Source organism: Humitalea rosea (assembly GCF_003253705.1).
GTDB classification, from domain to species: domain Bacteria; phylum Pseudomonadota; class Alphaproteobacteria; order Acetobacterales; family Acetobacteraceae; genus Humitalea; species Humitalea rosea.
In genome coordinates, this window is sequence record NZ_QKYU01000017.1 from 69212 (window position 1) to 91111 (window position 21900).

Consider the following 21900-nt stretch of genomic DNA (forward strand, 5'->3'; position numbering starts at 1 on the left):
CTCAGTAGACGTCGCGCTGGTAGCGATTCTGCCGTGCGAGGCCGACGATCCAGTTGCGCGCGGCATCGGCATCCATGCCACCCTCGCTGATCGCGACCTGGCGCAAGGCGCCGTCCACATCCTTCGCCATGCGGCTGGCATCGCCGCAGACATAGATATGCGCGCCATCCTGCAACCAGCGCCAGAGGTCGGCCGCTTCCTCCGCCATGCGATGCTGCACATAGGTCTTGCTGGCACTGTCGCGGCTCCAGGCCAGGGACAGGCGGGAGAGAGAGCCATCGCGCTGCCAGGCCACCAGTTCATCGCCGAACAGGAAATCACTGGCGCTGCGCTGGTCGCCGAAGAACAGCCAGGCGCGCCCTTTTGCCCGGGTGGCGGCGCGGTGCTGGAGGAAGGCACGGAAGGGCGCGATGCCGGTGCCGGGGCCGATCATGATGATGGGAACGGCGGAATCGGTGGGCAGACGGAAGTGGCTGGTGGTGACGCTGGCGGAGATCAGCGCGCCCGGCTCCGAGCGATAGGCGAGGTGGCAGGAGGCGATGCCATCCCGCGCCCGGCCGCGCCGCGTCGCCGCCACCACGCCGACACAGAGATGCACGCGCCCAGGATCGGCGAGCGGCGAGGAGGCGATGGAATAAAGCCGCGGCTTCAACGCCGGCAGCGAGGCGCAGAGATCGACCAGCGACGGGCGCGCGGAGGGGAAGGCCTCCAGCAGGTCGAGCAGATCGGCATCGGCGGGCTCCGCCCCATCATCGCCATCGGAGAGACGGCGCAGCGCCGCGGCCTCGGCCGGATCGCGCGCGGCACCGGCCAGCAGGTCCAGCGTGCGGTCGAGCGGGCGGGCGATGTCGAGGACGGCCGAGAAGGCCTCGCGCAGCGGTTGCGGACCGGCGGGGGTGGGCACGCTCTCCTCGCCGCTCGCGCCAAGTGCGGTGATCGTCGCCGCGACCAGCGCGGGATCGTGCCGCGCGGTGATGCCGAGGCTGTCGCCGGGCTCATAGACGAGACCGGTGCCGTCAAGATCGATGACCACATGCCGCACATCCTTGGCCGAGGCTTCCCCGGTCAGCCGCGTGGCGGAGACGAAGCGCGCCTGCATCGCGCGTGGGGCGGCGGCAGGTGTGGCGGCGGGCGCGGCCACGGGCTTCGGCGCCTCGGCCATCAGCGCCTTCAGCGCGCGCTGCGTCGCCTTGCCGCCGGGCACGCAAAGCCCGGCGGAGGTCTCGCGCCCTTCGGCCAGCGCCTCCGCATAGGTCTTGCAGAGGTAGCCGCATTGGCCGCAGTCGAGCTGCGCCATCGCCGCCATCAGCCGGCGCGCGGGGGCGCGGCCCTCGGCCAGCGTCAGGCGTTCGTCGAGTTCGATCGCCGGATCATGCCAGGGGAAGTCCTCGGCCGGTGCGGGCGGGGCAAGGGCGCTGGCGGGTGCGGCATTGGCGTAGAGCCCGGCAAGAAAGCCGTTCAGCCAGGCACGCTGCGGCGCGGTGAAGGGGGCGCTGTCGGGGATCATCGGCGCCCCCGCCACACGGGTCACCGCGTTCATGCCGTCACCAGGCGGCGCAGGGTGTCGTCGTCATGCGCGGCGCAGAAGGACTGGAAATTTTCGCCGGGCGCGGTCTCGGCCCAGGCCAGCAGCAGCGCCTGGACGGCGGGGCCGAGATCCTCGGCCGCGACTTGCGGGACGATCAGGCGGCCGATCTTCTGCTCAGGCCCGGCGCCGCCGCCGACATGCAGGTCGTAGCCCTCGATCGTCTCGTCGCCACGCTCGATCTTCGCGCCCAGCAGCCCGATGTCGGCGACCAGATGCTGCGCGCAGGAATGGTGGCAGCCGGTGAGATGGATGTTGACCGGCCCCGGCGCAACGATGCGCGCATCGAGCCAGTCGGCCAGCTCCGCCGCATGGCGCTTGGTGTTGCTGGCGGCGAACTTGCAGCCGGCATTGCCGGTGCAGGCGACGAGGCCACCGCGCACCGCGCTGGCGCCGGTGGCGCAGCCGATGGCGGCCAGCGCGGCGACGGCCTCGGCCGCGCGTTCCTCGGCGATGCCGGAGAGCAGGAAGGTCTGCCAGACGGTGAGCCGGATATCGCCATCGCCGAGGGTATCGGCGATACGCGCGACCTCACGCCAGGCCTCGGTCGTGAGGCGCCCGACCGGGGTGGTGGCGCCGATCCAGACCCGGCCCGGCTGGCGCTGCGCGCCGATGCCCAGATGCGCATGTTTTTGGGCGGAGGGCGGGAAGCTCAGCGCCGCATCGGGGACGCGCGTCATCGGATGGCCAAGCAGCGTTTCCGTCTCGGCGAGGAAGCGCTCGACGCCCCAGGCATCGAGCAGGTATTTCAACCGCGCGCGGCGGCGGTCGGTGCGATCGCCATGGGCGATGAAGACGCGCAGCATCGCATCGGCGACCGGCACGCAGTCCTGCAATGGGATCACCACGCCGGCGGATTTGGCGAAGTCGCGATGGCCGGTGATGCCACCCAGCGCCACGCGCCAGACCGGCGTGCCATCGGCGAGCCTCGCGGCGGTGAAGGCGATGTCGTTGGTGTCTTCAAGAACCGCGACGGCGCCGCCGCCCTCGAAGGCGATGTTGAATTTCCGGGGCAACGCGTAAAGGTCGCGCGTGGCGAGGATGTGGTGATGCAACGCGCGCACATGCGGCCGAGGGTCCACCCATTCATCGGGATCGATCCCGGCGGTCGGGCCGGCCGTGATGTTGCGGATATTGTCCGCCCCGGTGCCGCGCGGCAGCAGGCCGATATCGCCGAGGCGCATCACCACCTCCGGCCCCTTGGCCGCGGGGATCTCGCGGATCTGGAGGTTGGCGCGGGTGGTGACATCCATGTAGCCGCCGCCGCAGTCATCCGCGATCGCGGCCACGCCGCGCAGTTGGTACGCATTCATGATGCCGCCCGGAATCCGCAGCCGGCACATGAAGCTGTCCTGCGCGGGCGCCACGTAGAACAGGCCGTGGAACTTCGTCATCAGCACATCGGTGCCCTTGGGGAAGACCCCCTTGGCCGCGCGCGCCGACACCTCATCCCAGCGATCCAGCGGGTGCTTCTCCCGCTTGGCTTCCTCCTCCGCGGTCAGCGTGCCGCCGGCGGCGATGGCCGCGTCCTGCGCCGCGCGCAGCGCATCGGGCGGCGCGCCGCTCGCGGGGGCATCGGGCAGCAACGTGCCACGACGCGCCTCGACGCCCGCGAAAAAACCCTTGAGGTATTCCGCCTGTTCCGGATTGAACGCCTGGTCATTCATCACGCGGCCGCCTTGTGCCAAGCGGGGCCGAGGGCGAGGGCGGCGCGATCGCCGATCGGACGCCCGAGCATCCCCTGGTAGAATCCGCTATCCGCCGCATCGCCGCAGAGCACCGCGCCGACCAGCACCCCGTCCCGCAGCCAGAGGCCACGGTATTCGCCATAGTCCGCGTCCTCGACGGTGATGGGCTCGGCCCCTTCGGGGGCGATCTCGCCGAGGCTCCAGACCGGCAACCCCGCGATCTTCAGGGTCGCGGAGAGCGTGGGCGGGACATAGCGGATCGGCACACCGGCCAGATTGGCGGCGGCGACATCGGCCATCGCGAGCGCCGGGGTCACAAGTCCGCAGACCTGGCCATGATGTTCGGCGCATTCGCCGATGGCGAGAATATCGGGATCGGTGCTGCGAAGATAATCGTCCACGATGATCCCCCGCTTCACCGCCAGGCCGTCGCCGAGCGCGACGTTTGGCCGCACCCCGACCGCGAGCACGACGATGTCCGCCAAGATGCGTGTGCCATCCTTCAGCACGACGGCATCGGGCTCGATCGCCGCGGTCGCGGCGGGCATCACGAAGCGCAGCCCGCGCGCCTCCAGATGCCGGCGCAGGGTCGCTGCCGCTTCGGCATTCAACTGGCGTTCCATCAACCAGGGCATGGCGTGCAGCACGGTGACGGCGCAGCCGAGTGCCGCGAGCCCCGCCGCCGCCTCCAGCCCCAGCAACCCGCCGCCGATCACCACCGCTGGCACGCTTGCCCTGGCCAGCGCGCGCATCGCGGCGACATCGGCGAGCGTGCGGTACAGCAGCACATGCGGCTGGTCGGCGCCGGGCAGCGGCAGGCGCCAGGCATGCGATCCGGTGGCGAGCACGACACGATCATAGGCGAGGCTGCCGCCATCGGCGGTGATCGCGTGGCGCGCGGCGCGGTCCAGCCGCGTGATTCTCGTATCCGGCTGGTATCGGATGCCGCGCGCCGCCGGATCGGGCAATGCAAGCACGGAGGGCGCGGCGCCGCCCAACACCTTGCCCAGCGCCACGCGGTCATAGGGCAGGCCGGGCTCGGCGCCGACGAGCTTGACGCGCAGGCCGCGCTCGGCGCAGGCCTGCGCGCAGCGCGCCCCGGCCGGCCCCGCACCGATGACCAGGATCTGGGTCATGCCGCGGTCAGCGTGGGGGCGGCGTGGCGGTCATGCAGGAAGGTCAGCACCGCCTCGCGCGCCGCGAGGAAGCGCGGATCGGCGCCGAGCGCGATGCGGCTGCGCGGGCGCGGCAGGCCGACCTCAAGCACCTCGCCGACGCGGGCGTTGGGGCCGTTGGTGAGCATCACGATCTGGTCGGAGAGCAGTACCGCCTCCTCCACATCATGGGTGATCATGATGACGGTGCAACCAAGATCGGCATGGATGCGCATCACCTCATCCTGCAGATGCGCGCGGGTCAGCGCATCGAGCGCGCCGAAGGGCTCGTCCAGCAGCAGCACCTTGGGGCGCATCGCCAGCGCCCGGGCGATGCCGACGCGCTGCTTCATGCCGCCCGAGATTTCACCGGGGCGCTTGTCCTTGGCATGGGTCATCTTGACCAGCGCCAGGGTCTCCAGCGTCCAGGCCAGGCGCTCGGCCTTGCTCATCTTGCGCCCGACGGTCAGCTCCACCGCCATCAGCACGTTTTCCGTGACGGTGAGCCAAGGCAGCAGCGAATGGTTCTGGAAGACCACGGCGCGGTCGGGCCCTGGGGTGTTCACCTCCTGCCCTTCCAGCAGCACGCCGCCGGCGGTGGCGGGCAGCAGACCGGCCACGACATTCAGCAAGGTCGATTTGCCGCAGCCGGAATGGCCGATGACCGAGACATACTGCCCCTTGTCGATCCGCAGCGTCACATCGCGCAGCACCGGCACCGGCGACTTCGGGAACTGGATCGAGAGGTTCGAGATCTCAAGATAGGCATGCGCGGTCATGGAATGTCCCTCCGGGTCAGGATGATTGCGTGCCGCGCGTGGCCAGCTGGCCCAGCGCGGAGACGATCCGGTCGAGCACGAAACCGGTGATGCCGACGTAGAAGAGGGCGACGAAGATGTCGGACAGATGCGAGCTGTTCCAGGCATCCCAGATGAAGAAGCCGATGCCGACGCCGCCGATCAGCATCTCCGCCGCGATGATCGCGAGCCAGGCGAGGCCGATGCCGATCCGCAGCCCCGTGAAGATATAGGGGGCGGCGGCCGGCAGCACGATCCGCCAGAAGAAGGCGGGCCCGCGCAGCTGGATGACCGCGGCGACATTGCGATAGTCCTGCGGCACGTTCCTGACGCCGACAGCGGTGTTGATGATGATCGGCCAGATCGCGGTGATGAAGATCACGAAGATCGCCGAGGGGGTGGCTTCCCGGAATGCCGCGAGCGAGAGCGGCAGCCAGGCCAGCGGCGGCACCGTGCGCAGCACCTGGAAGATCGGATCAAGCCCCTTCATTGCGAAATCCGAGGTGCCGATCAGCAGCCCGAGCGCGATGCCCGCGATCGCCGCCAGCACGAAGCCCAGCGCCACGCGCTCCAGCGAGGCGAAGAGATGCAGCCCCAGCCCGCGATCCAGCCCGCCGCGGATATAGAAGGGGCGCAGGATCAGCTCCGAGCTTTCGGCCCAGACCTGGGACGGCGGCGGCAGGTTGGAACCCGGGCCGCTGCACAGCGCCTCCCATGCGAGGAAGAACAACAGGGTCAGCAGCAGCGGCGGCAGGATGTTCGCGGCATAGGGCCGCAGCCTCGCCACGCGCGAAGGCTGCGGCAAAGGCGCCGAGGCGAGGATCGGTGCCGCCTCCGGCCGCGTGACGAGCACGTTCATCGGCTCAGGCCCCCACCAGATTCTTGATGCCCTGGCTGGCGAGATAGGCCGCCGGATCGGCCGGATCGAAGACCTTGCCATCGAAGAAGGTTTCGCGCCCACGGCTGGTGCCGGACGGCACCTCGGCATTCGGCACGCCGGCGCGGGCGGCGGCGGCACGCCAGATGCCTTCCTTGTTGACCTGGGCGATCATCCTCGCGGTATCGGTATCCGGCGCGAAGATGCCCCAGCGGATATCCTCGGTCAGGAACCAGAGGTCGTGGCTCTGGTAGGGGTAGGAGGCGTTGTCGCGCCAGAACTTCATCATCAGCGGCGACTTCTCCGCCGTGCGGCCGTCGCCGTAGTCGAAATTTCCGAGGCTGCGCGGATAGATGTCCGCGACCGGCACGTTGAACCAGGCGCGGCGGCTGAGGATGGCGCACATCTCCTGCTTGTTCGCATCGGTGTCGCACCAGCGCTGCGCCTCGATCACCGCGGCGGTCAGCGCCTCGGCGGCGCGGGGATTGGCCGCGACCCAGTCGGCGCGCATGCCGAGCGACTTCTCCGGGTGGTTCATCCACAACTCGCCGGTCTCGGTCGCGGTATGGCCGACGTGCTGGTGCACGGCCTGGTCGTTCCAGGGCGCGCCGACACAGAAGGCGTCCATGGTGCCGACCTTGATGTTCGCCACCATCTGCGGCGGCGGCACGACGATGGTCTGCACATCCTTGTCCGGGTCGATGCCGGCGGCGGCGAGCCAGTAGCGCAGCCACAGATCATGCGTGCCGCCGCGGAAGGTCATCGCGACCTTGCTCTCCTGCGTCAGCACGGGCTTCAGCGGGGAGGCATCGACGGTGGCGCGCAGCCCCTGGTGCTTGGCCGCGACCGAGATGCCCTGGCCGTTGATGTTCAGCCGCGCCAGGATTACCATCGGTACCGGCTGGTTGTTCTGCACCACCTTGCCGGCGTGGATCATGTAGACCATCGGCGTCAGGATATGGGCGCCGTCGATGCCGCCCGAACCGCCGCCGAGCACGAGGTTGTCGCGCGTCGAGCCCCAGGACGCCTGCTTGTCGATGATCACATCGGGCATGCCGTATTTCGCGAAGATCCCTTTCTCCTTCGCGATGATCAGCGGTGCCGCATCGGTCAGCGCGATGTAGCCGAGCTTGGCGCCCTTCACCTCGGGCGTGGTCGAGGATTGCGCGAAGGCGCCGCGCGGCGTGGCGGCGCGGGCCGCGGCGAAGAGGCTGGCCGTCGCCACAAAGGCGGTGCGGCGGGAAAACTCGGTCATGCGGCGGACTCCGTGGGAAGGGGTGTGGGGGCGTGCAGCGGCTCGCCGAGGGCCGAGGCCGCCCGGAGGAAAAGGTCGTTGTTCCAGGGCGCCAGCGCCTGCGCCTGGTCGATCTGCGCCGGCAGATGGCCGCCGCGCCGCATGCAGCTCAGCCAGAAGGCGGCATGGGCCATGTGCGGCGGCAGCGCCTCGCGGAAGCTGAGCGGATGGGAGAGCCTGCGCGTGCCGCCATCGGGCTCCGGCACCCAGCCGCCGAGACCGGGCGTGATCGCGGCGAGGTCCAGGCTGGGGAAGGCATGGCGGGCCAGGATGGCGGCGGCCTGCGGATGGTTGGCGGGCTCGTCCAGCCAGCGGGCGGCGGCGATGATCGCGGCGGTGGCGGCGATGGCGGCCTGGGGCTCGGCCGCCGCCGCGCTGGCGCGGAAGACGAAGACTTTTTCCGGGTGGTCGGGCCAGATGTCGCCGCTCGCGACCACGGCACGGCCGGCGCCGGCGAGGACGGCGGCGCTGCCCCAGGGCTCGCCGACGCAGAAGCCGTCGATGGCGCCCGAGGCCAGTGCGGCGGGCATCGCCGGCGGTGGCAGCACCGACATGGTGACGTCGCGGTCCGGGTCCAGCACGCCGGATTCGAGCCAGTGGCGCAGCAGGTAATTGTGGGAGGAGACGGGGTGGACGACCGCGAGGCGCAGGTTCCGGCCCCGCGCGACCTCGGCGAAGCGGAGGGCGGCGAGCGGCATCGGCGCATCGCCCATTTCCTGGGCCAAAGCGGTGGAGAGCACGATGGTATTGCCGTTGCGGCCGAGCCCCGCCGCGACCGTCAGCGGCATCGCCGGCCCGACCAGGCCAAGCGCCGCGGCGATCGGCATCGGGTAGAGCATGTGCGCCGCGTCCAGCGCGCCATAGGCAACCCGGTCACGCAATCCTGCCCAGGAGGCGGCGGGCGAGAGCGCGACCCGCAGCCCGTGGCGCGCGAAGAAGCCGAGGTCCTCGGCAACGACGAGCACGGCGGCATCGGTCAGCGGCACATAGCCGATGCTGAGCGATGCGGTGAGCAGGGCGGGGGAGCTGAGGTCCATGCGGCGCATCCGGCGCCCCTGTTGAGGGGCGACATGCCGGCCCGCCATTGGGACGACGCAGGGAATGGGATGCGCTCGCTGCCCGGCATCGTTGCCGAACGAGAGCAACTTATGCCGGCAGATCGCGTGGCGTAAACAGAAAAAAGCGGAAAATGAAGGCAGAGAATCCGGTTATGCCCGAAGGTGCCTAAATTTCGCGCTGTGTTGGTGCATCATTAGGCAGAAGACCGCGTGCCGCCTCCACGAGGCGCTGCCCCCGGTCCATCGCCATCCGGCGCAGCGTCGCATGGGCCTCGGCCTCGGTCAGCCGGCGTCCCCGCATCAGATGGCCCTTGGCGCGTTCGATGATCTTGCGCTCGGCCAAGGTGGCGCGGGTTTCCGACAATTCGCGTTTCAGCGCCTCATGCGCGCGGAAGCGGCGGATGGCGACCTCCATCACCGGGCGCACGCGGGCCGGGGCCAGCCCCTCGATGACATAGGCGGCGACGCCCGCCTCCAGCGCCGCCTCGATCTGCGCCTCGCCGCCGCTTTGCGCGAACAGCACCACCGGGCGGGGCTCGTTGCGGTTCAGCAGGGCCATGGCCTCGATGGCGTCGCGGGAGGGATCGTCGAGCGCGCAGACCAGCACATCCGCGCCGCAGGCGCGGACGCGAGCCACCAGGTCGAACAAATCGGCGAGCAACCCCACGACCTCGCAGCCGCTGGCCTCCAGCCCTTCCCGCACGGCGGCCGCGCGATCGGGGTCGCCATCCACCAACAGCACACGCAAAACCTGTCGCAACCCTTTCGCCCGGTGGTCCGCACGTGGGCTGGCGCCTTCCCTGTCCCCATTGTGCAGCGCAGCGCGAGGGGAGCAAAGCCAATTTGCGCGCCGGGGCTGTGTGTTGGCCGAGGACCGCGCGGCGCAGGGGCATGCCGGCCGACACGGTCTGGGCGGCGGCTTGGCTCAGCCCGAGCAGGACGCCCCGCCCAGCACGCAGAACTTGGCGCAATGCGGATGGTTCAGCGCCACCGGGCGGGCGGCCTCGGCCAAAGTGCCGCCCATCTCGAACTGCGGATCATGCGGCAGCAGCGTGCAGGCCACCACCACCGGGACGGCGTCGCCGCGCCGCTTCACCACCATGCGGGAGGAGGCGCACATCATCGAGTCCGGCCGCTTGTGCAGGATGGACCAGCAGGCGGTGGTGATTTCCGGGACATCGACGCTGGCATCCATCTCCGGGAACAGCATCAGCGCCACGGGATCGGCCGCATCGATGGGGATGGCATGTTCGGCGAAGAGCCGCGCATAGCCCGCGCGCAGCGCCGCCTCATCCTCGCCGCCGAAACCGGCGCGCCCGGCGACATGCGCCGCGAAGCCGTTTTCCGCCAGCCAGGCGAGGCCCGACATCGCCGGGGCGAAGCTGCCCTCCCCGCGTTCCAGATCGTGCAATTCGGCGCCGTAGTGGTCGAGGCTGACCCTGAGCGTCAGCCGCGCGCCATGCGCCGCGCGCAGCGCCAGCAGCCGGGCCTCGTGGTGGCGCATCGGCTTCATGGCATTGGTCAGCACCAGCGCCCGCATCCCGCGCCCCAGCACATCGGCCAGCATTTCGGGCAATTGGCGGTTGAGGAAGGGCTCGCCGCCGGTGAAGCCAACTTCGGTCGCGCCCAGGGCCTCGGCCTCGGCGATGAAGGGCGCCATCTCGGCGGCGGTCGGATAGACCAGCGCGTCGTTGCGCGGGCTGCTTTCGATGTAGCAGTTGACGCAGGCGATGTTGCACAGCGTCCCGGTATTCACCCACAGCGTCCGCAGCGGCCCGGGCTCGACCACCGCCCGCGGTTCCCCGCGCGCGGTCAGGCGCGGGTCGCGGAACTTGCCCGGCGCCAGGGCGGGGGGGCGGGCAGGGACGTCGAGCAGGGTCATGCAGCAACTCCGGTAAGGGTCATGTGGGGCGGCCGGGCCGCCAGATGATGAGCGTCAAGGCAAGGCCGGGCAGCACGAACGCGTCGAGCGGAAAAACCACGGTCGAGGGTTGTGCCAGGAACACGCCCAGGCAGGCGCATTTCGCAAGCGGTATTCCACGCAGCAGCGTCACGGAGAGCAGCACGCCGCTGCTCATCGCCATGACGACGACGCCATGGGCGGCCGCCTGGCGCAGCCGCGGCAGCAACAGGCCCAGCGCGATCGCAAGGTCCACCGCCGGCAGCAGTGCCGCGGCTGGCCGCAGCAGGGCGGGTGGCAGCATCTGATATCCCGCGAGGAAATCGGCGAATCCCGCCAGATCGGCAAGCTGGCCCAGGGCCCTGGCCGCCAGGCACGCCGCCAGAAGCGTGGCCAGGGCCAGCGTCCGCCCCGCCTCCCGCCGTTCCAGCATGGGGGGCAAGGCCGGGCGGATGCCGTCCCAGTGGCGGTGATCGGCCGGCTTCATGGCGGACCAGACCTGGGCGCCATGGCAGGCGCGTCAAGGAGCAGGTAAGGGCGGATGCAGGCCACACAGGCTGCTTCGCCGCCGGCTCCCCGTCGGTTACGCAGCATCCGCCGCGGCGACCCGCGCCACCCCTCCGTCCGGCCACCGCCATCCCGTTTCATGCCCCACCCTCCGTATCGCCTGAGCAGGAAGGCTACGGGCGGGAGGGGCCCGCGGATGCGAGACAGGCCGAATTACCGGGCGAAGCGGGCCTTGAGCGGAATGGCGAGCAGCGACAGCGCGGCGAGGCCAAGCAGCGCCCCGATGATCTGCGGCGTCAGGATGCTGCCGAGGTCGAGGCTGCCGCCGGCATCCAGCACCGAGCCGAGCCCCGCCCCGGACAGGCTGAACACCGCCGTCCCCGGCAGGATGCCGAGGCAGGTGGTCAGCGCATAGACCGGCAGCCGCACGCCCACGAAGGGCGGCACCAGATTGACCAGGAAGAAGGGAAACAGCGGCACCAGCCGCAGCACCAGCAGATAGGACCAGGCATTGCGGCGGATGCCCTCCGCGAGCCCGGCCGCGCGCGGGCCGAAGCGGTCGAGCGCATCCGGCCCGAACACCGCCCGTGCCAGCAGGAAGACCAGCACTGCCCCGATCGTCGCCCCCACCACCGCGAGCAGCGTGCCGAGCAGCGCCCCGAACAGGAAGCCGCCGGCCAGGGTCAGGATCACCGCGCCGGGGATGGAGAGGGCGACCACCACCACATAGACGAGCGTATAGAGGAGGGCTGCGACCAGCCGGTGCTCGGCGACCAGCCCGCTGAGCCAGGCGCGATGGGTCCGCAGCGTCTCCAGCGACAGGATGTCGCCAAGGCCGGTCGCGCGCAGCCCGAGCAGCACCGCCACGACCGCGACCGCGATCCACAGCCGCCGGTCGCGCAGCAGCCGGGCGCCGCGCGAGGGCGCAGGGGCGGGCTGGGTCATGGCAGGGCCTCCGTTATCCGCGGCCTCGCCGGGCGCGGCCGGGCCGGTTGCCGCGGGCGCGGGCTGCCGCCATCCTCGCCCGGCTTGCCGGGGCAGGGCCGCATCGCATGACCGAGACACCTAGGCCAGGCGGCCGGATCCAGACCGTGCCCGGCCCCATCGCGCCGGAGGCGCTGGGGGTCACCTTGATGCATGAGCACCTCCTTTGCGACATCACCCCGCCGGCCCTGCGCGGCGCGCCGGGGCTGGATACGCCGATCACCCTGCATTCCCGCTACGACATCGACTATGGCCGCCGCCCCCATGCCGGCAAGCCCCGGATGCTGGACCGCCAGCCGGCGGTGGCCGAGGTCTCGCGCCGCGCCGGGCTGATCGGGGAGATCGGCTGCTCCGAGACCTGGACCGCGCAGGAGCAGCGCGTGATGGCCGGCGCCGTGCTGGCGCAGCAGGAGACGGGGGCGGCGCTGACCATCCATCCGGGCTGATCCGGATCAAGGACGGCGCCGGCCCGATGCCGCATAAGGGCGGCGATGATCGCAAGCTGTCTCCACGCCCTCGATGCGTTGGGCGCCGAGGGGCTGCCCGCCCTGATGGCGGCGCTGTTCCTGGCCGGGCTGGCGGGGGGCGGGACCCATTGCGCGGCGATGTGCGGCCCCTTCGTGCTGGCCCAGATCGCCCCGGGGCAAAGCCTGGAGGGCGGCAGGCTCGCGCGGCTCTCGGGGGCGATGCTGTTGCCCTATCACCTCGGGCGCGGGGTCGGGTATTCGGCCCTGGGCGCGCTGGCGGGCGGGCTGGGGGCGGGGCTGGTGCTGGTGCCGGGGCTCGCCTGGGTGCCGCCGGTGCTGCTGGGGCTCGCCGCCTTGGCCATGGCGGGGCAGGCGGTGCCGGCGCTGGCGCGCCTGCTGCCGGCCGGGCTGGTGCGCGGGATGCCGGCGGGGCTGGCCCGACAGGTCGCACCTCTGCTGGAGCGGCCGGATGCGCGGCGGAGCTTCCTGCTCGGGCTGCTGCTTTCGGCGCTGCCTTGCGGGCTGCTCTATGGCGCGCTGGTCGCCGCGGCGGCCAGCGGCAGCGCGCTGGCGGGCGCGCTGGCCATGGCGGGCTTCGTCCTGGGCACGGTGCCGGCGCTGGTGGGGGTGGCGCTGCTGGGCCGGCTCTTCCAGCGCCGGGCGGCGCCGCTGCTGCGCCGGGTGGCCCCGGTGCTCTACGGCTTCAACGCGCTGGTGCTGCTCGCGCTGGCGGCGCGCATGGTCCCGTGACGGCTCAGCGCGCCACCAGATCGCGATAGGCGTGCCAGGTCGCGTGCCCGACCAACGGCATGACGACGACCAGCCCGAGGAAGAAGGGCACCAGCGCGAGCCCGGTCAGCAGCACGATCAGCCCGGCCCAGAGCGTCATCGCCCGCCAGTTCTCCATCACCGCCTGGATGCTGACGGTCGCGGCCTCCAGGAAGGAGATCTCGCGATCCACCAGCATCGGCAGCGACACCGCCGCCAGCGCGAAGGCCATGGCCGCCAGCGCGAAGCCGAAGCCGGTGCCGACCACCAGGAAGGGCAGCAATGACTCCGATTGCAGCATCGCCATCGGCAGCCGTGCGAGCGAGGGCGCGAAGCCGATGCCGAAGAACAGCGCGAACAACAACCCCGCGACCCGGATCCAGAACAGATGGATCAGCAGCAGCAGCGCCCCCATCATCGCGATCTGGGAGCCCGAGACGCGGCAGGCGGCCATGGCATCGGCAAGGGTGCTGGGCAGCCCCGCCTCCATCCGGCGCGAGGTCGCATAGAGCGGGGCGGCCAGCAGCGGCGCGACGATGAAGAAGCCCGCCGTCGCCGGCAGGATCGCCCAGGCGATGCCCAGTTCGAACAGCAGCAACGAAATGATCCAGCCGAACAGCACCAGCGCGGCACCGATGGTCAGGCTGATCGCGCGGTTCGCCATCATGTCGCGCCAGCCCAGGGTCAGCCAGACCCAGGGGCGATCGGTCGCCACATGGCGGATTCGGCTGGTCGGGGGGGCGATGGCGGTCTCGCTCGGCATGATTGTTCCCCTTGGACGGCGCCGCGATACTTAAACGCAATGGCGATGCGCCTCCTTGATCCGGATCAAGGACGCCCCCCGGTGTTTCCCGCATGTATCCCGGCAGGTCCGGGCATTTCCGCTCGCCCGAACAGATGCCCCGCAGGGAGAGACCACGCATGGCCGCAGCCGCCGCCCTGAACGCGCCGAGCCGCATCCTGGACGAACCGGATGTCGAGGCGCCGATCCGCGCCTTCGCCATCGCCACCATGTTCTGGGGGATCGTCGGTTTCCTCATGGGCGTGCTGATCGCCAGTGAGCTCGCCTTCCCACTGCTGAACCTGGACCTGGAATGGACCACCTTCGGCCGTCTCCGCCCGGTCCATACCAGCGCCGTCATCTTCGCCTTCGGCGGCAATGCGCTGATCGGCACCAGCCTGTATGTCGTCCAGCGCACCTGCCGCGCCCGGCTGTTCGGCGGCGAGGAGATGGGGTGGTTCCTGTTCTGGGGCTACCAGTTCTTCATCGTCACCGCCGCGCTCGGCTACGTGCTCGGCGTCACCCAGGGCAAGGAATACGCCGAGCCGGAATGGTATTCGGACCTCTGGCTCACCGTCGTCTGGGTGACCTATCTGATCGGCTACGGCGGCACGATCCTGAAGCGGCGTGAGCCCCACATCTATGTGGCGAACTGGTTCTACCTCGCCTTCATCATCACCATCGCCATGCTGCACATCGTCAACAACCTGGCCCTGCCGGTCGGCGATGGCATCGGCAAATCCTACGGCGTCGCCTCCGGCGTGCAGGATGCGATGATCCAGTGGTGGTACGGGCACAATGCGGTCGGCTTCTTCCTGACCGCGGGGTTCCTGGGGATGATGTACTACTTCATCCCGAAGCAGGCCGACCGGCCGGTGTACTCCTACCGGCTGTCGATCGTGCATTTCTGGTCGCTGATCTTCCTCTACATCTGGGCCGGGCCGCATCACCTGCACTACACGGCGCTGCCCGACTGGGCGCAGACCTTGGGCATGGTGTTCTCGATCATGCTGTGGATGCCGTCCTGGGGCGGCATGATCAACGGGCTGATGACGCTGTCGGGCGCCTGGGACAAGCTGCGCACCGATCCCGGCCTGCGCTTCTCGGTCACCGCCGTCGGCTTCTACGGCATGAGCACCTTCGAGGGCCCGGTGATGTCGATCCGCGCCGTCAACAGCCTGTCGCATTACACCGACTGGACCATCGGCCATGTGCATTCCGGCGCCATGGGCTGGGTCGGCTTCATCACCTTCGGCGCGCTCTATTACCTGTTCCCGGTGCTGTGGAAGAAGCAGCGCCTGTATTCGGACCGGCTGGCCTCCTGGCACTTCTGGGTCGCGACGCTCGGGATCGTTCTCTACATCACCGCGATGTGGGTGTCGGGCATCATGCAGGGGCTGATGTGGCGCGCCTATGACGAGCTGGGCTTCCTGCAATACGCCTTCGTCGAAACCGTCGCCGCGATGCATCCCTATTACGTCATCCGCATGCTTGGCGGGATGCTCTACCTCAGTGGCGCGCTGATGATGGCCTATAATCTGTACATGACGGTGACGGCGGTGGAGGACCTGCCGACAGCGCAGCCCGTGCCCGCCGGCGCCCTGCCCGTGCCGGCCGAGTGAGGGGACGCGCCATGAAACGCTTCAGCCATGCCATCATCGAGAAGAACCTGCTCCTGCTCGGCGTGCTCACGCTGATCACCGTCGCCATCGGCGGGCTGGTGCAGATCGTGCCCTTGTTCCTGGTCGAGACCACGATCGAACGTGTGGAGGGCATCCGCCCCTACACGCCGCTCGAACTGATGGGCCGCAACATCTATGTGCGCGAGGGCTGCTACCTCTGCCACAGCCAGATGGTGCGCCCCTTCCGCGACGAGGCGGAGCGCTATGGCCACTACAGCCTGGCGGCCGAGAGCATGTACGACCGCCCGTTCCAATGGGGCAGCAAGCGCACCGGGCCGGATCTGGCCCGCGTCGGCGGGCGGTATTCCGACGACTGGCATGTCGCGCATCTGCGCAGCCCGCGCGAGCTGGTGCCGGCCTCGGTGATGCCGCCCTATGCCTTCCTCGAACGGCCATTGCCGATGGATGAGATCGCGGCCCACCTCAGGGCGCAGCGCAGCCTCGGCGTGCCCTACACCGATGAGATGATCGCCAGTGCCGCGGCCGATCTGCGCGCCCAGGCCAATCCGGAGGCCGACGGCGCCGGTTTCGCCGCCCGCTACCCGCGTGCGCGGCAAGGGCTGTTCGATGGCAATGCGCGCGACGTCACCGAGATGGATGCCGTCGTCGCCTATCTGCAGATGCTCGGCACGCTGGTCCATTTTTCGGACGTGACGCCCGAACAACTGCTGCAGCCGTAAGGAGGGACGCGACATGGACATGATCCGCATGCATGAGATCCTGTCGGCCATCTGGGTCGTCTGGTTCTTCCTCATCTTCACGGGAATCCTGGTCTGGGTGCTGCGCCCGGGCTCGCGGGAGGCGGCACGCCGCCATGCCCAGATCCCCTTCCGCCACGATCCGAACTGAGGGCGCCGCGACATGGCCGACAAGCGCGAGACGGATGCCATCAGCGGTGTGAGCACCACCGGACATGAATGGGATGGCATCAAGGAACTCGACAATCCGATGCCATCCTGGTGGCTCTACACCTTTTATGCCTGCATCGCCTTCGCGGCGCTCTGGGTGGTGCTCTACCCTTCGCTGCCCTTCGTGCGTGGCGTGCTCGGCTATACCACACGCAATGATTTCACCGGGGTGATGCGGGAGCAGCAGGCCCGCGCCGAGCCGATGCTGGCCCGGCTGCGCGCCGCGACGCCGGCCGAGATCGCCGCCGATCCCGAGCTGCGCGGCTATGCGCTCGCCGGCGGCCGCATCGCCTTCGCCACCAATTGCGCGGGCTGCCATGGCTCGGGCGGGCAGGGCGCCACCGGCGGCTTCCCCAGCCTTGCCGATGACGACTGGCTCTATGGCGGCACCTTCGACGCCATCCACACCACCATCAGCGTCGGCGCCCGCAATGGCGAGAACCCCGAGGCGCGTGGCGTGCAGATGCCGGCCTTCGCCGCCGCCGGGCTCAGCATGGCGCAGGTCGACGATGTCGCCGAATACGTGCTGTCGCTGTCGGGCACCGGTGGCGACGCCACGGCCGCGGCGCGCGGGGCGCCGCTCTATGTCGAGAACTGCGTCGCCTGCCATGGCGAGACCGGCGAGGGCAATCGCGACCTTGGCGCGCCACGGCTGAACGATCGCATCTGGCTCTATGGCGGGGACAAGGCTTCGGTGGTCCGCACCATCGCCTATGCCCGCGCGGGCGTGATGCCGTCCTGGTCCAGCCGTCTGGATGCGGCGACGATCAACATGCTGACCGTCTATGTCCATGCCCTTGGCGGCGGGGAGCGCTAGGCCGCGGCCATGCCCGACACCACCAGCCCGGCGGCACCGTCCTCGCTCTATGCCCCGCACCGGAAGGTCTATCCGCGCGCGGTGAAGGGGCGGGTGCGCTCGATCAAATGGATCGTCCTCGCGGTCCTGCTCGGCCTGTACTACATCGTGCCCTGGCTGCGCTGGGATCGCGGGCCGGGCGTGCCGAACCAGGCGGTGCTGGCCGACATCAGCAATGCGCGGCTGTTCTTCTTCTGGATCGAGCTCTGGCCGCAGGAAATCTACTTCCTCACCGGCTTCCTGATCCTGGCCGCGATCGGGCTTTTCGCCGCGACCTCGCTGTTCGGCCGCGTCTGGTGCGGCTTCACCTGCCCGCAGACGGTCTGGACCGATCTGTTCATGTGGGTGGAACGGCGGATCGAGGGCGACCGCAATGCGCGGATGAAGCGCGATGCCGGCCCCCCCTCCCGCGACCGCACCCTGCGCCGCATCGCCAAGCATGCCGCCTGGATCGTGATCGCCGTCGCCACGGGCGGCGCCTGGATCATGTATTTCCAGGATGCGCCGACCCTGGTCAGGCAACTCGCGACCGGCAGCGCCTCGACCGAGACCTATTTCTTCGTCGCGCTGTTCACCGCCACGACCTATATGCTCGCCGGCTTCGCGCGGGAGCAGGTCTGCACCTACATGTGCCCCTGGCCGCGCTTCCAGGGCGCGATGCTGGACCAGGACAGCCTGGTCGTGACCTATCGCGAATGGCGCGGTGAGCCGCGCGGCAAGCTCAAGGGCGCGGGCCATGGCGATTGCGTCGATTGCGGCGCCTGCGTGCATGTCTGCCCGACCGGCATCGACATTCGTGATGGGCAACAGCTCGAATGCATCGGCTGCGGGCTGTGCATCGATGCCTGCGACGAGGTGATGGGCAAGGTGAACCGCCCCGACGGGCTGATCAGCTTCGAGACGCTGGCCAATCTCGCGGCCAGCACCGCCGCCACCGCGCGCTTCGCGCCGGGGCCGGAGCGGCAACAGGCCGGCATGGCGGCGCGGACGCGGCTGCATCTCATCCGGCCGCGCACGATGATGTATGCCGGCGTGCTCGCCTTCGTCGTCGCGGTGATGCTCGCGGGCTTCCTGCTGCGTGACACGCTGACGCTGACGGCGCTGGCCGAGCGCGCGCCGCCCTTCGTGCGCCTGTCGGATGGCGGCATCCGCAATGCCTATACGCTGAAGCTCGCGGACAAGACGCGGGATGCCGGCCATTATGTGCTGACCTTGCAGGGCCCGCCGGGGTTGCAACTGCTGGTGCAGGATGTGGAGACGGATGCATCGGGGCGCCCGATCCTGCCGGCCCGGCCCGATGGCGTCGCGACCTTCCGCGCGCTCGTCACCGCGGGGCCGGAGCTGCCGCTGCGCGAGCATGCCGAACTGCGCTTCCGCCTGCTCGATGCCGAGGGACATGTCGTCGCCTCGGGCAAGAGCGTCTTTCTCGGACCAGAACGATGAGACCCTTCGATCCCGCCCGCGGAAAATGGATCCCCTGGATCTTCGCCGGGATGATGACCCTGGTCGTCGCGGTGAATGGCGGGCTGATCTTCGCGGCGCTCTCCACCTTCACCGGCGTCACCACCGGCCGGGCCTACGATCAAGGCCGCGTCTACAATCATGTGATCGAGGAGGCCACGCGCCAGGCCGCCCTCGGCTGGACCGCGCATGTGGCGCTGGCCGCCGGGCGGCTGTCGGTGGTGGTCACGGATCGCGAGGGCCTGCCGGTCGCGGGGCATATGGATGGGCTGCTGCAACGCCCGCTGGATGGTCGGGAACTGCCGCTCAGCTTCGCCGCGCCCGCTCCGGGCCGCTGGTCCGCCGAGGCCGTCCCCCCGGCCGCGGGCCAGTGGGAGGCGCGGCTGACCCTGACCGGCCCCGCCGGCCGGCATCTGGACATCCGCGAGAGGATCATCGCGCCGTGACTGCGCGCCTGGCCGCCAATGCCGCGCCGGTTGCCTGCGCGCATTGCGGTGCCGCGGTGCAGCCGCCGGCACTGTTCTGCTGCGGCGGGTGCGAGGCGGCCCATGCGCTGGTGGCCGGGCTGCATCTGGATGCCTTCTACCGCCGCCGCTCTGCCCCGGATGGCGCGCTGCGCCCGGACCCGACGCCGCCCGTGACCCTGGCCACCGCCGCGGAGGCGGAGGCGGGCGACGTCTGGCGGCTGGAGCTGATGCTCACCGGCCTGCATTGCGGCGCCTGCGTCTGGCTGGTGGAGCAGGCGCTGGCGGCCGAGCCGGATGTGCTCTCCGCCCGCGCCGCGCTGACCACACGGCGCCTCACGCTGCGCTGGCGCGGGCCGCGCGACCGCGCCGAGGCCTTCGCGAGCCTGCTCGGCCGCCTCGGCTTCCGCGCCGTGCCCTTCACCCCCGCCTGCCTGCGCGCCGCCGATGATGTGGAGACGCGCATGCTGGCGCGTTCGCTCGGCATCGCGGCCTTCGGGGCGATGAATGTGATGCTCGTCTCGGTCGCCGTCTGGGTCGGCGGCGACATGGGCGAGCAGACGCGGGCGCTGATGCATTGGCTCGCGGCGCTGATCGGGCTGCCGACGATCGCGGTGGCGGGGCTGCCCTTCTACCGCTCCGCGCTCTCGGCGCTGCGCGCGCGGCGGCTCAACATGGATGTCGCCATCAGCATCGGCGTGCTGGCGACGGGCGCAATGTCGCTGTCCGAGACTTTTCGCAACGGGCGCTTCACCTGGTTCGACGGCGCGACGACGCTGCTCGCGCTGCTGCTGGCGGGGCGGTTGCTGGACCGCATGGCGCGCGGCCGCGCCGGGCGGGCCATGGCCGAGTTGCTGGCCTTGCAGGAGGGCGTGGTCCGCCGCCTGAACGCCGCGGGCCAGGCCGAGGAGGTGCCGGTCGCGGCGATCCGCCCGGGCGATCTGGTGATGCTCGGCGCGGGCGAGCGTCTGCGGCTGGATGCCACGCTGCTGGCGGCACCGGGGCTGTTCGACCTCAGCGCCACCACCGGCGAAAGCCTGCCGCGCGCCATCGCGGCCGGGGTCGCGGTGGCGGCGGGCGCGGTGAACATGGGCCGTGCCATGGTGTTGCGGGTGACGGCGGCGGCGGCCGATGGCTCGCTCGCGGCCATTGGCCGGCTGTTGGAACACGCGGCCCAGGCGCGCGGAAAATTCGTGACCTTCGCCGATCGGGCCGCCTCGCTCTACGTGCCGGTGGTGCTGCTGGTGGCGGGGGCGACCTTCCTCGGCTGGTGGCTCGGCATGGGGCTGCCCTGGCAGGCGGCGCTGGTGCCGGCCGTGGGCGCCTTGATCGTGACCTGCCCCTGTGGCCTGGCGATCGCGGTGCCGGCGGTGCAGGTGGTGACGGTCGGCGCCCTGTTCCGCCGCGGCGTGCTGGTCGCCTCGCCGACCGCGCTGGAACGGCTGGCCGAGGTCGATCACGTCGTGTTCGACAAGACCGGCACACTGACCTCGGGGCGGCATGAGCTGCACCCCGGCGCCTGGACCGCCTCCGACCTTCGCGCCGCCGCCGCCTTGGCCCGCGCCAGCCGCCACCCGCTGGCGCGCGGCCTGGTCGCGGCCTGCGCCGCGGTGCCGCTGCGGCTGGATGTCGAGGAGCATCCGGGCGAGGGGCTGGAGGCCGGCGGCGCCCGCCTCGGCCGCGCCGCCTTCTGCGGTATGGTGGACAGCACCGACCAGCCGACGCTGTGGTTTACCCGGCCCGGGCGGCAGCCGGTGGCCTTCCGCTTTTCCGACGCGCTGCGGCCGGATGCCGTGGCTGCGGTCGCCGCCCTGCGCGCGCTGGGGTTGAGCCTGGAGATCGTCTCGGGCGACACCCAAGGCGCGGTTGCCGCGGCGGCCAAGGCCGTGGGGATTGCCGATATCACCGCCGGCGCCATGCCGCAGGCCAAGGCCGCGCGCATCGCCGCCCTTCGCGCCGCCGGGCGCCGCCCGCTGATGGTGGGCGACGGGATCAATGACGCAGGCGCGCTCGGCCTCGCCTATGCCGCCGTGGCCGCGCCCGGCGCGCAGGATCTGGCGCAGGGTGCCGCCGACCTCGTGCTGCGGACGGAGGCGCTGATGGCGCTGCCCGAGGCGATCCGTGCCGCCCGCCGTGCCCAGGCGCTGGCGCGGCAGAACATCGCCATGAGCCTCGTCTACAACGTCATCGCGGTGCCGGCGGCGGTGTTGGGGATGCTGACCCCGCTTGTCGCGGCGGCGGTGATGGCAAGCTCCTCGCTCGCCGTGATCCTCAATGCGCTGCGCGCCGAACGGATGGGGGCGGCATGGACGCGCTGATCATCCTGGTGCCGGCAGCGCTCGTGCTCGGGCTGCTCGGCCTCGGCGGCTTCCTCTGGGCGCTGCGATCCGGCCAGTACGAGGATCTGGACGGCGCCGCCAGCCGCATCCTCTTCGACGACCCGCCACCCCCCAAGGAGCCCAAGCCATGATCGGCAGCCGCGTTTTCTTCATGATCCTGTCTGTGCTGACCGCATTGGTCGGGCTGCTCGCCGCCGCCACCGCGCATGACTACCTGCAGGTGTTCGGCCTCGGCCTGTTCGGCTTCGGCGTGCTGTATGCCTTCAGCTGCATCAAGCGGCACTATGATGAAAAGGACGCGGCCTGAGCGGTCAGCCCAGCCGCCAGGGG

Annotated in this window: 23 protein-coding genes; 11 read left to right on the forward strand and 12 right to left on the reverse strand. The window is 70.5% G+C overall.

Annotation, left to right across the window (positions count from 1 at the left end; genetic code table 11):
• Nucleotide 1: 1 nt before the first annotated feature.
• From C8P66_RS15185 to C8P66_RS15235, 11 genes are all read right to left on the reverse strand, one after another.
• Entirely contained in the window at nucleotides 2-1540 is a 1539-nt protein-coding gene (locus C8P66_RS15185) for a sulfite reductase subunit alpha (RefSeq protein WP_211314160.1), read from the reverse strand.
• On the reverse strand, nucleotides 1537-3252 hold the full coding sequence (locus tag C8P66_RS15190) for a NirA family protein (protein ID WP_111399127.1): 1716 nt from the start codon (nucleotides 3250-3252) through the stop codon (nucleotides 1537-1539). Before C8P66_RS15190 ends, C8P66_RS15185 begins: the two co-directional genes overlap by 4 nt.
• Nucleotides 3252-4409: an NAD(P)/FAD-dependent oxidoreductase gene (locus tag C8P66_RS15195; RefSeq protein WP_111399128.1), complete on the reverse strand. Its 1158-nt coding sequence runs from the start codon at nucleotides 4407-4409 to the stop codon at nucleotides 3252-3254. The genes C8P66_RS15190 and C8P66_RS15195 overlap by 1 nt, the downstream gene beginning before the upstream one ends.
• Nucleotides 4406-5206 (reverse strand): ABC transporter ATP-binding protein, encoded by an 801-nt coding sequence (locus C8P66_RS15200; RefSeq protein ID WP_111399129.1) that lies wholly within the window; start codon nucleotides 5204-5206, stop codon nucleotides 4406-4408. Before C8P66_RS15200 ends, C8P66_RS15195 begins: the two co-directional genes overlap by 4 nt.
• Nucleotides 5207-5222: 16 nt before the next feature.
• Nucleotides 5223-6083 (reverse strand): nitrate ABC transporter permease, encoded by an 861-nt coding sequence (ntrB, locus tag C8P66_RS15205; protein WP_111399130.1) that lies wholly within the window; start codon nucleotides 6081-6083, stop codon nucleotides 5223-5225.
• 4 nt (nucleotides 6084-6087) lie between these two features.
• On the reverse strand, nucleotides 6088-7356 hold the full coding sequence (locus C8P66_RS15210) for a CmpA/NrtA family ABC transporter substrate-binding protein (RefSeq protein ID WP_111399131.1): 1269 nt from the start codon (nucleotides 7354-7356) through the stop codon (nucleotides 6088-6090).
• Nucleotides 7353-8432, reverse strand: a complete 1080-nt coding sequence (locus tag C8P66_RS15215) for a CmpA/NrtA family ABC transporter substrate-binding protein (RefSeq protein WP_158537263.1) — start codon at nucleotides 8430-8432, stop codon at nucleotides 7353-7355. Before C8P66_RS15215 ends, C8P66_RS15210 begins: the two co-directional genes overlap by 4 nt.
• A 187-nt stretch (nucleotides 8433-8619) precedes the next feature.
• The gene (locus tag C8P66_RS15220) at nucleotides 8620-9213 is read right to left on the reverse strand and encodes an ANTAR domain-containing response regulator (RefSeq protein WP_245903564.1); all 594 of its coding nucleotides are present in this window, start codon (nucleotides 9211-9213) and stop codon (nucleotides 8620-8622) included.
• Between the two features lie 165 nt (nucleotides 9214-9378).
• Complete coding sequence (locus C8P66_RS15225) at nucleotides 9379-10335, reverse strand: radical SAM protein (RefSeq protein ID WP_111399134.1); 957 nt, start codon at nucleotides 10333-10335, stop codon at nucleotides 9379-9381.
• Nucleotides 10336-10354: 19 nt separating this feature from the next.
• Nucleotides 10355-10840 (reverse strand): MauE/DoxX family redox-associated membrane protein, encoded by a 486-nt coding sequence (locus C8P66_RS15230; RefSeq protein WP_111399135.1) that lies wholly within the window; start codon nucleotides 10838-10840, stop codon nucleotides 10355-10357.
• Nucleotides 10841-11073: 233 nt separating this feature from the next.
• Nucleotides 11074-11805, reverse strand: coding sequence for a TVP38/TMEM64 family protein (locus C8P66_RS15235; protein WP_111399136.1), 732 nt, complete (start codon nucleotides 11803-11805; stop codon nucleotides 11074-11076).
• A 107-nt stretch (nucleotides 11806-11912) separates the two neighbouring features.
• On the opposite strand from C8P66_RS15235, the gene C8P66_RS15240 reads away from it, so the two are divergent.
• Both C8P66_RS15240 and C8P66_RS15245 read left to right on the forward strand, forming a co-directional pair.
• A complete protein-coding gene (locus C8P66_RS15240; RefSeq protein ID WP_111399137.1) occupies nucleotides 11913-12290 on the forward strand; it encodes a phosphotriesterase family protein in 378 nt (125 codons plus the stop codon).
• A 45-nt stretch (nucleotides 12291-12335) separates the two neighbouring features.
• Nucleotides 12336-13061 (forward strand): sulfite exporter TauE/SafE family protein, encoded by a 726-nt coding sequence (locus C8P66_RS15245; RefSeq protein WP_111399138.1) that lies wholly within the window; start codon nucleotides 12336-12338, stop codon nucleotides 13059-13061.
• Nucleotides 13062-13065: 4 nt separating this feature from the next.
• On the opposite strand, the gene C8P66_RS15250 is transcribed toward C8P66_RS15245, so the two are convergent.
• On the reverse strand, nucleotides 13066-13842 hold the full coding sequence (locus C8P66_RS15250; RefSeq protein WP_111399139.1) for a DUF2189 domain-containing protein: 777 nt from the start codon (nucleotides 13840-13842) through the stop codon (nucleotides 13066-13068).
• A gap of 158 nt (nucleotides 13843-14000) precedes the next feature.
• On the opposite strand from C8P66_RS15250, the gene ccoN reads away from it, so the two are divergent.
• The 9 genes from ccoN to C8P66_RS15295 are packed head-to-tail and all read left to right on the forward strand — an operon-like array spanning nucleotide 14001 to nucleotide 21877.
• Nucleotides 14001-15482, forward strand: a complete 1482-nt coding sequence (gene ccoN, locus C8P66_RS15255; protein WP_111399140.1) for a cytochrome-c oxidase, cbb3-type subunit I — start codon at nucleotides 14001-14003, stop codon at nucleotides 15480-15482.
• A gap of 11 nt (nucleotides 15483-15493) precedes the next feature.
• The gene (gene ccoO / locus C8P66_RS15260) at nucleotides 15494-16222 is read left to right on the forward strand and encodes a cytochrome-c oxidase, cbb3-type subunit II (protein WP_111399141.1); all 729 of its coding nucleotides are present in this window, start codon (nucleotides 15494-15496) and stop codon (nucleotides 16220-16222) included.
• 13 nt (nucleotides 16223-16235) lie between these two features.
• Nucleotides 16236-16391, forward strand: coding sequence for a cbb3-type cytochrome oxidase subunit 3 (locus C8P66_RS15265; RefSeq protein ID WP_211314161.1), 156 nt, complete (start codon nucleotides 16236-16238; stop codon nucleotides 16389-16391).
• Between the two features lie 12 nt (nucleotides 16392-16403).
• Nucleotides 16404-17267 (forward strand): cytochrome-c oxidase, cbb3-type subunit III, encoded by an 864-nt coding sequence (gene ccoP, locus C8P66_RS15270; RefSeq protein WP_111399143.1) that lies wholly within the window; start codon nucleotides 16404-16406, stop codon nucleotides 17265-17267.
• Between the two features lie 9 nt (nucleotides 17268-17276).
• A complete protein-coding gene (gene ccoG / locus C8P66_RS15275) occupies nucleotides 17277-18749 on the forward strand; it encodes a cytochrome c oxidase accessory protein CcoG (protein WP_111399144.1) in 1473 nt (490 codons plus the stop codon).
• On the forward strand, nucleotides 18746-19213 hold the full coding sequence (locus C8P66_RS15280; RefSeq protein ID WP_111399145.1) for a FixH family protein: 468 nt from the start codon (nucleotides 18746-18748) through the stop codon (nucleotides 19211-19213). The genes ccoG and C8P66_RS15280 overlap by 4 nt, the downstream gene beginning before the upstream one ends.
• Nucleotides 19210-21549: a heavy metal translocating P-type ATPase gene (locus C8P66_RS15285; protein WP_111399146.1), complete on the forward strand. Its 2340-nt coding sequence runs from the start codon at nucleotides 19210-19212 to the stop codon at nucleotides 21547-21549. The genes C8P66_RS15280 and C8P66_RS15285 overlap by 4 nt, the downstream gene beginning before the upstream one ends.
• Nucleotides 21537-21701 carry a cbb3-type cytochrome oxidase assembly protein CcoS gene (gene ccoS, locus C8P66_RS15290; RefSeq protein ID WP_111399147.1) on the forward strand — a complete coding sequence of 55 codons (165 nt, stop codon included), beginning with the start codon at nucleotides 21537-21539 and terminating at the stop codon, nucleotides 21699-21701. Before C8P66_RS15285 ends, ccoS begins: the two co-directional genes overlap by 13 nt.
• Complete coding sequence (locus C8P66_RS15295; protein ID WP_111399148.1) at nucleotides 21698-21877, forward strand: hypothetical protein; 180 nt, start codon at nucleotides 21698-21700, stop codon at nucleotides 21875-21877. The genes ccoS and C8P66_RS15295 overlap by 4 nt, the downstream gene beginning before the upstream one ends.
• Nucleotides 21878-21900 lie beyond the last annotated feature (23 nt).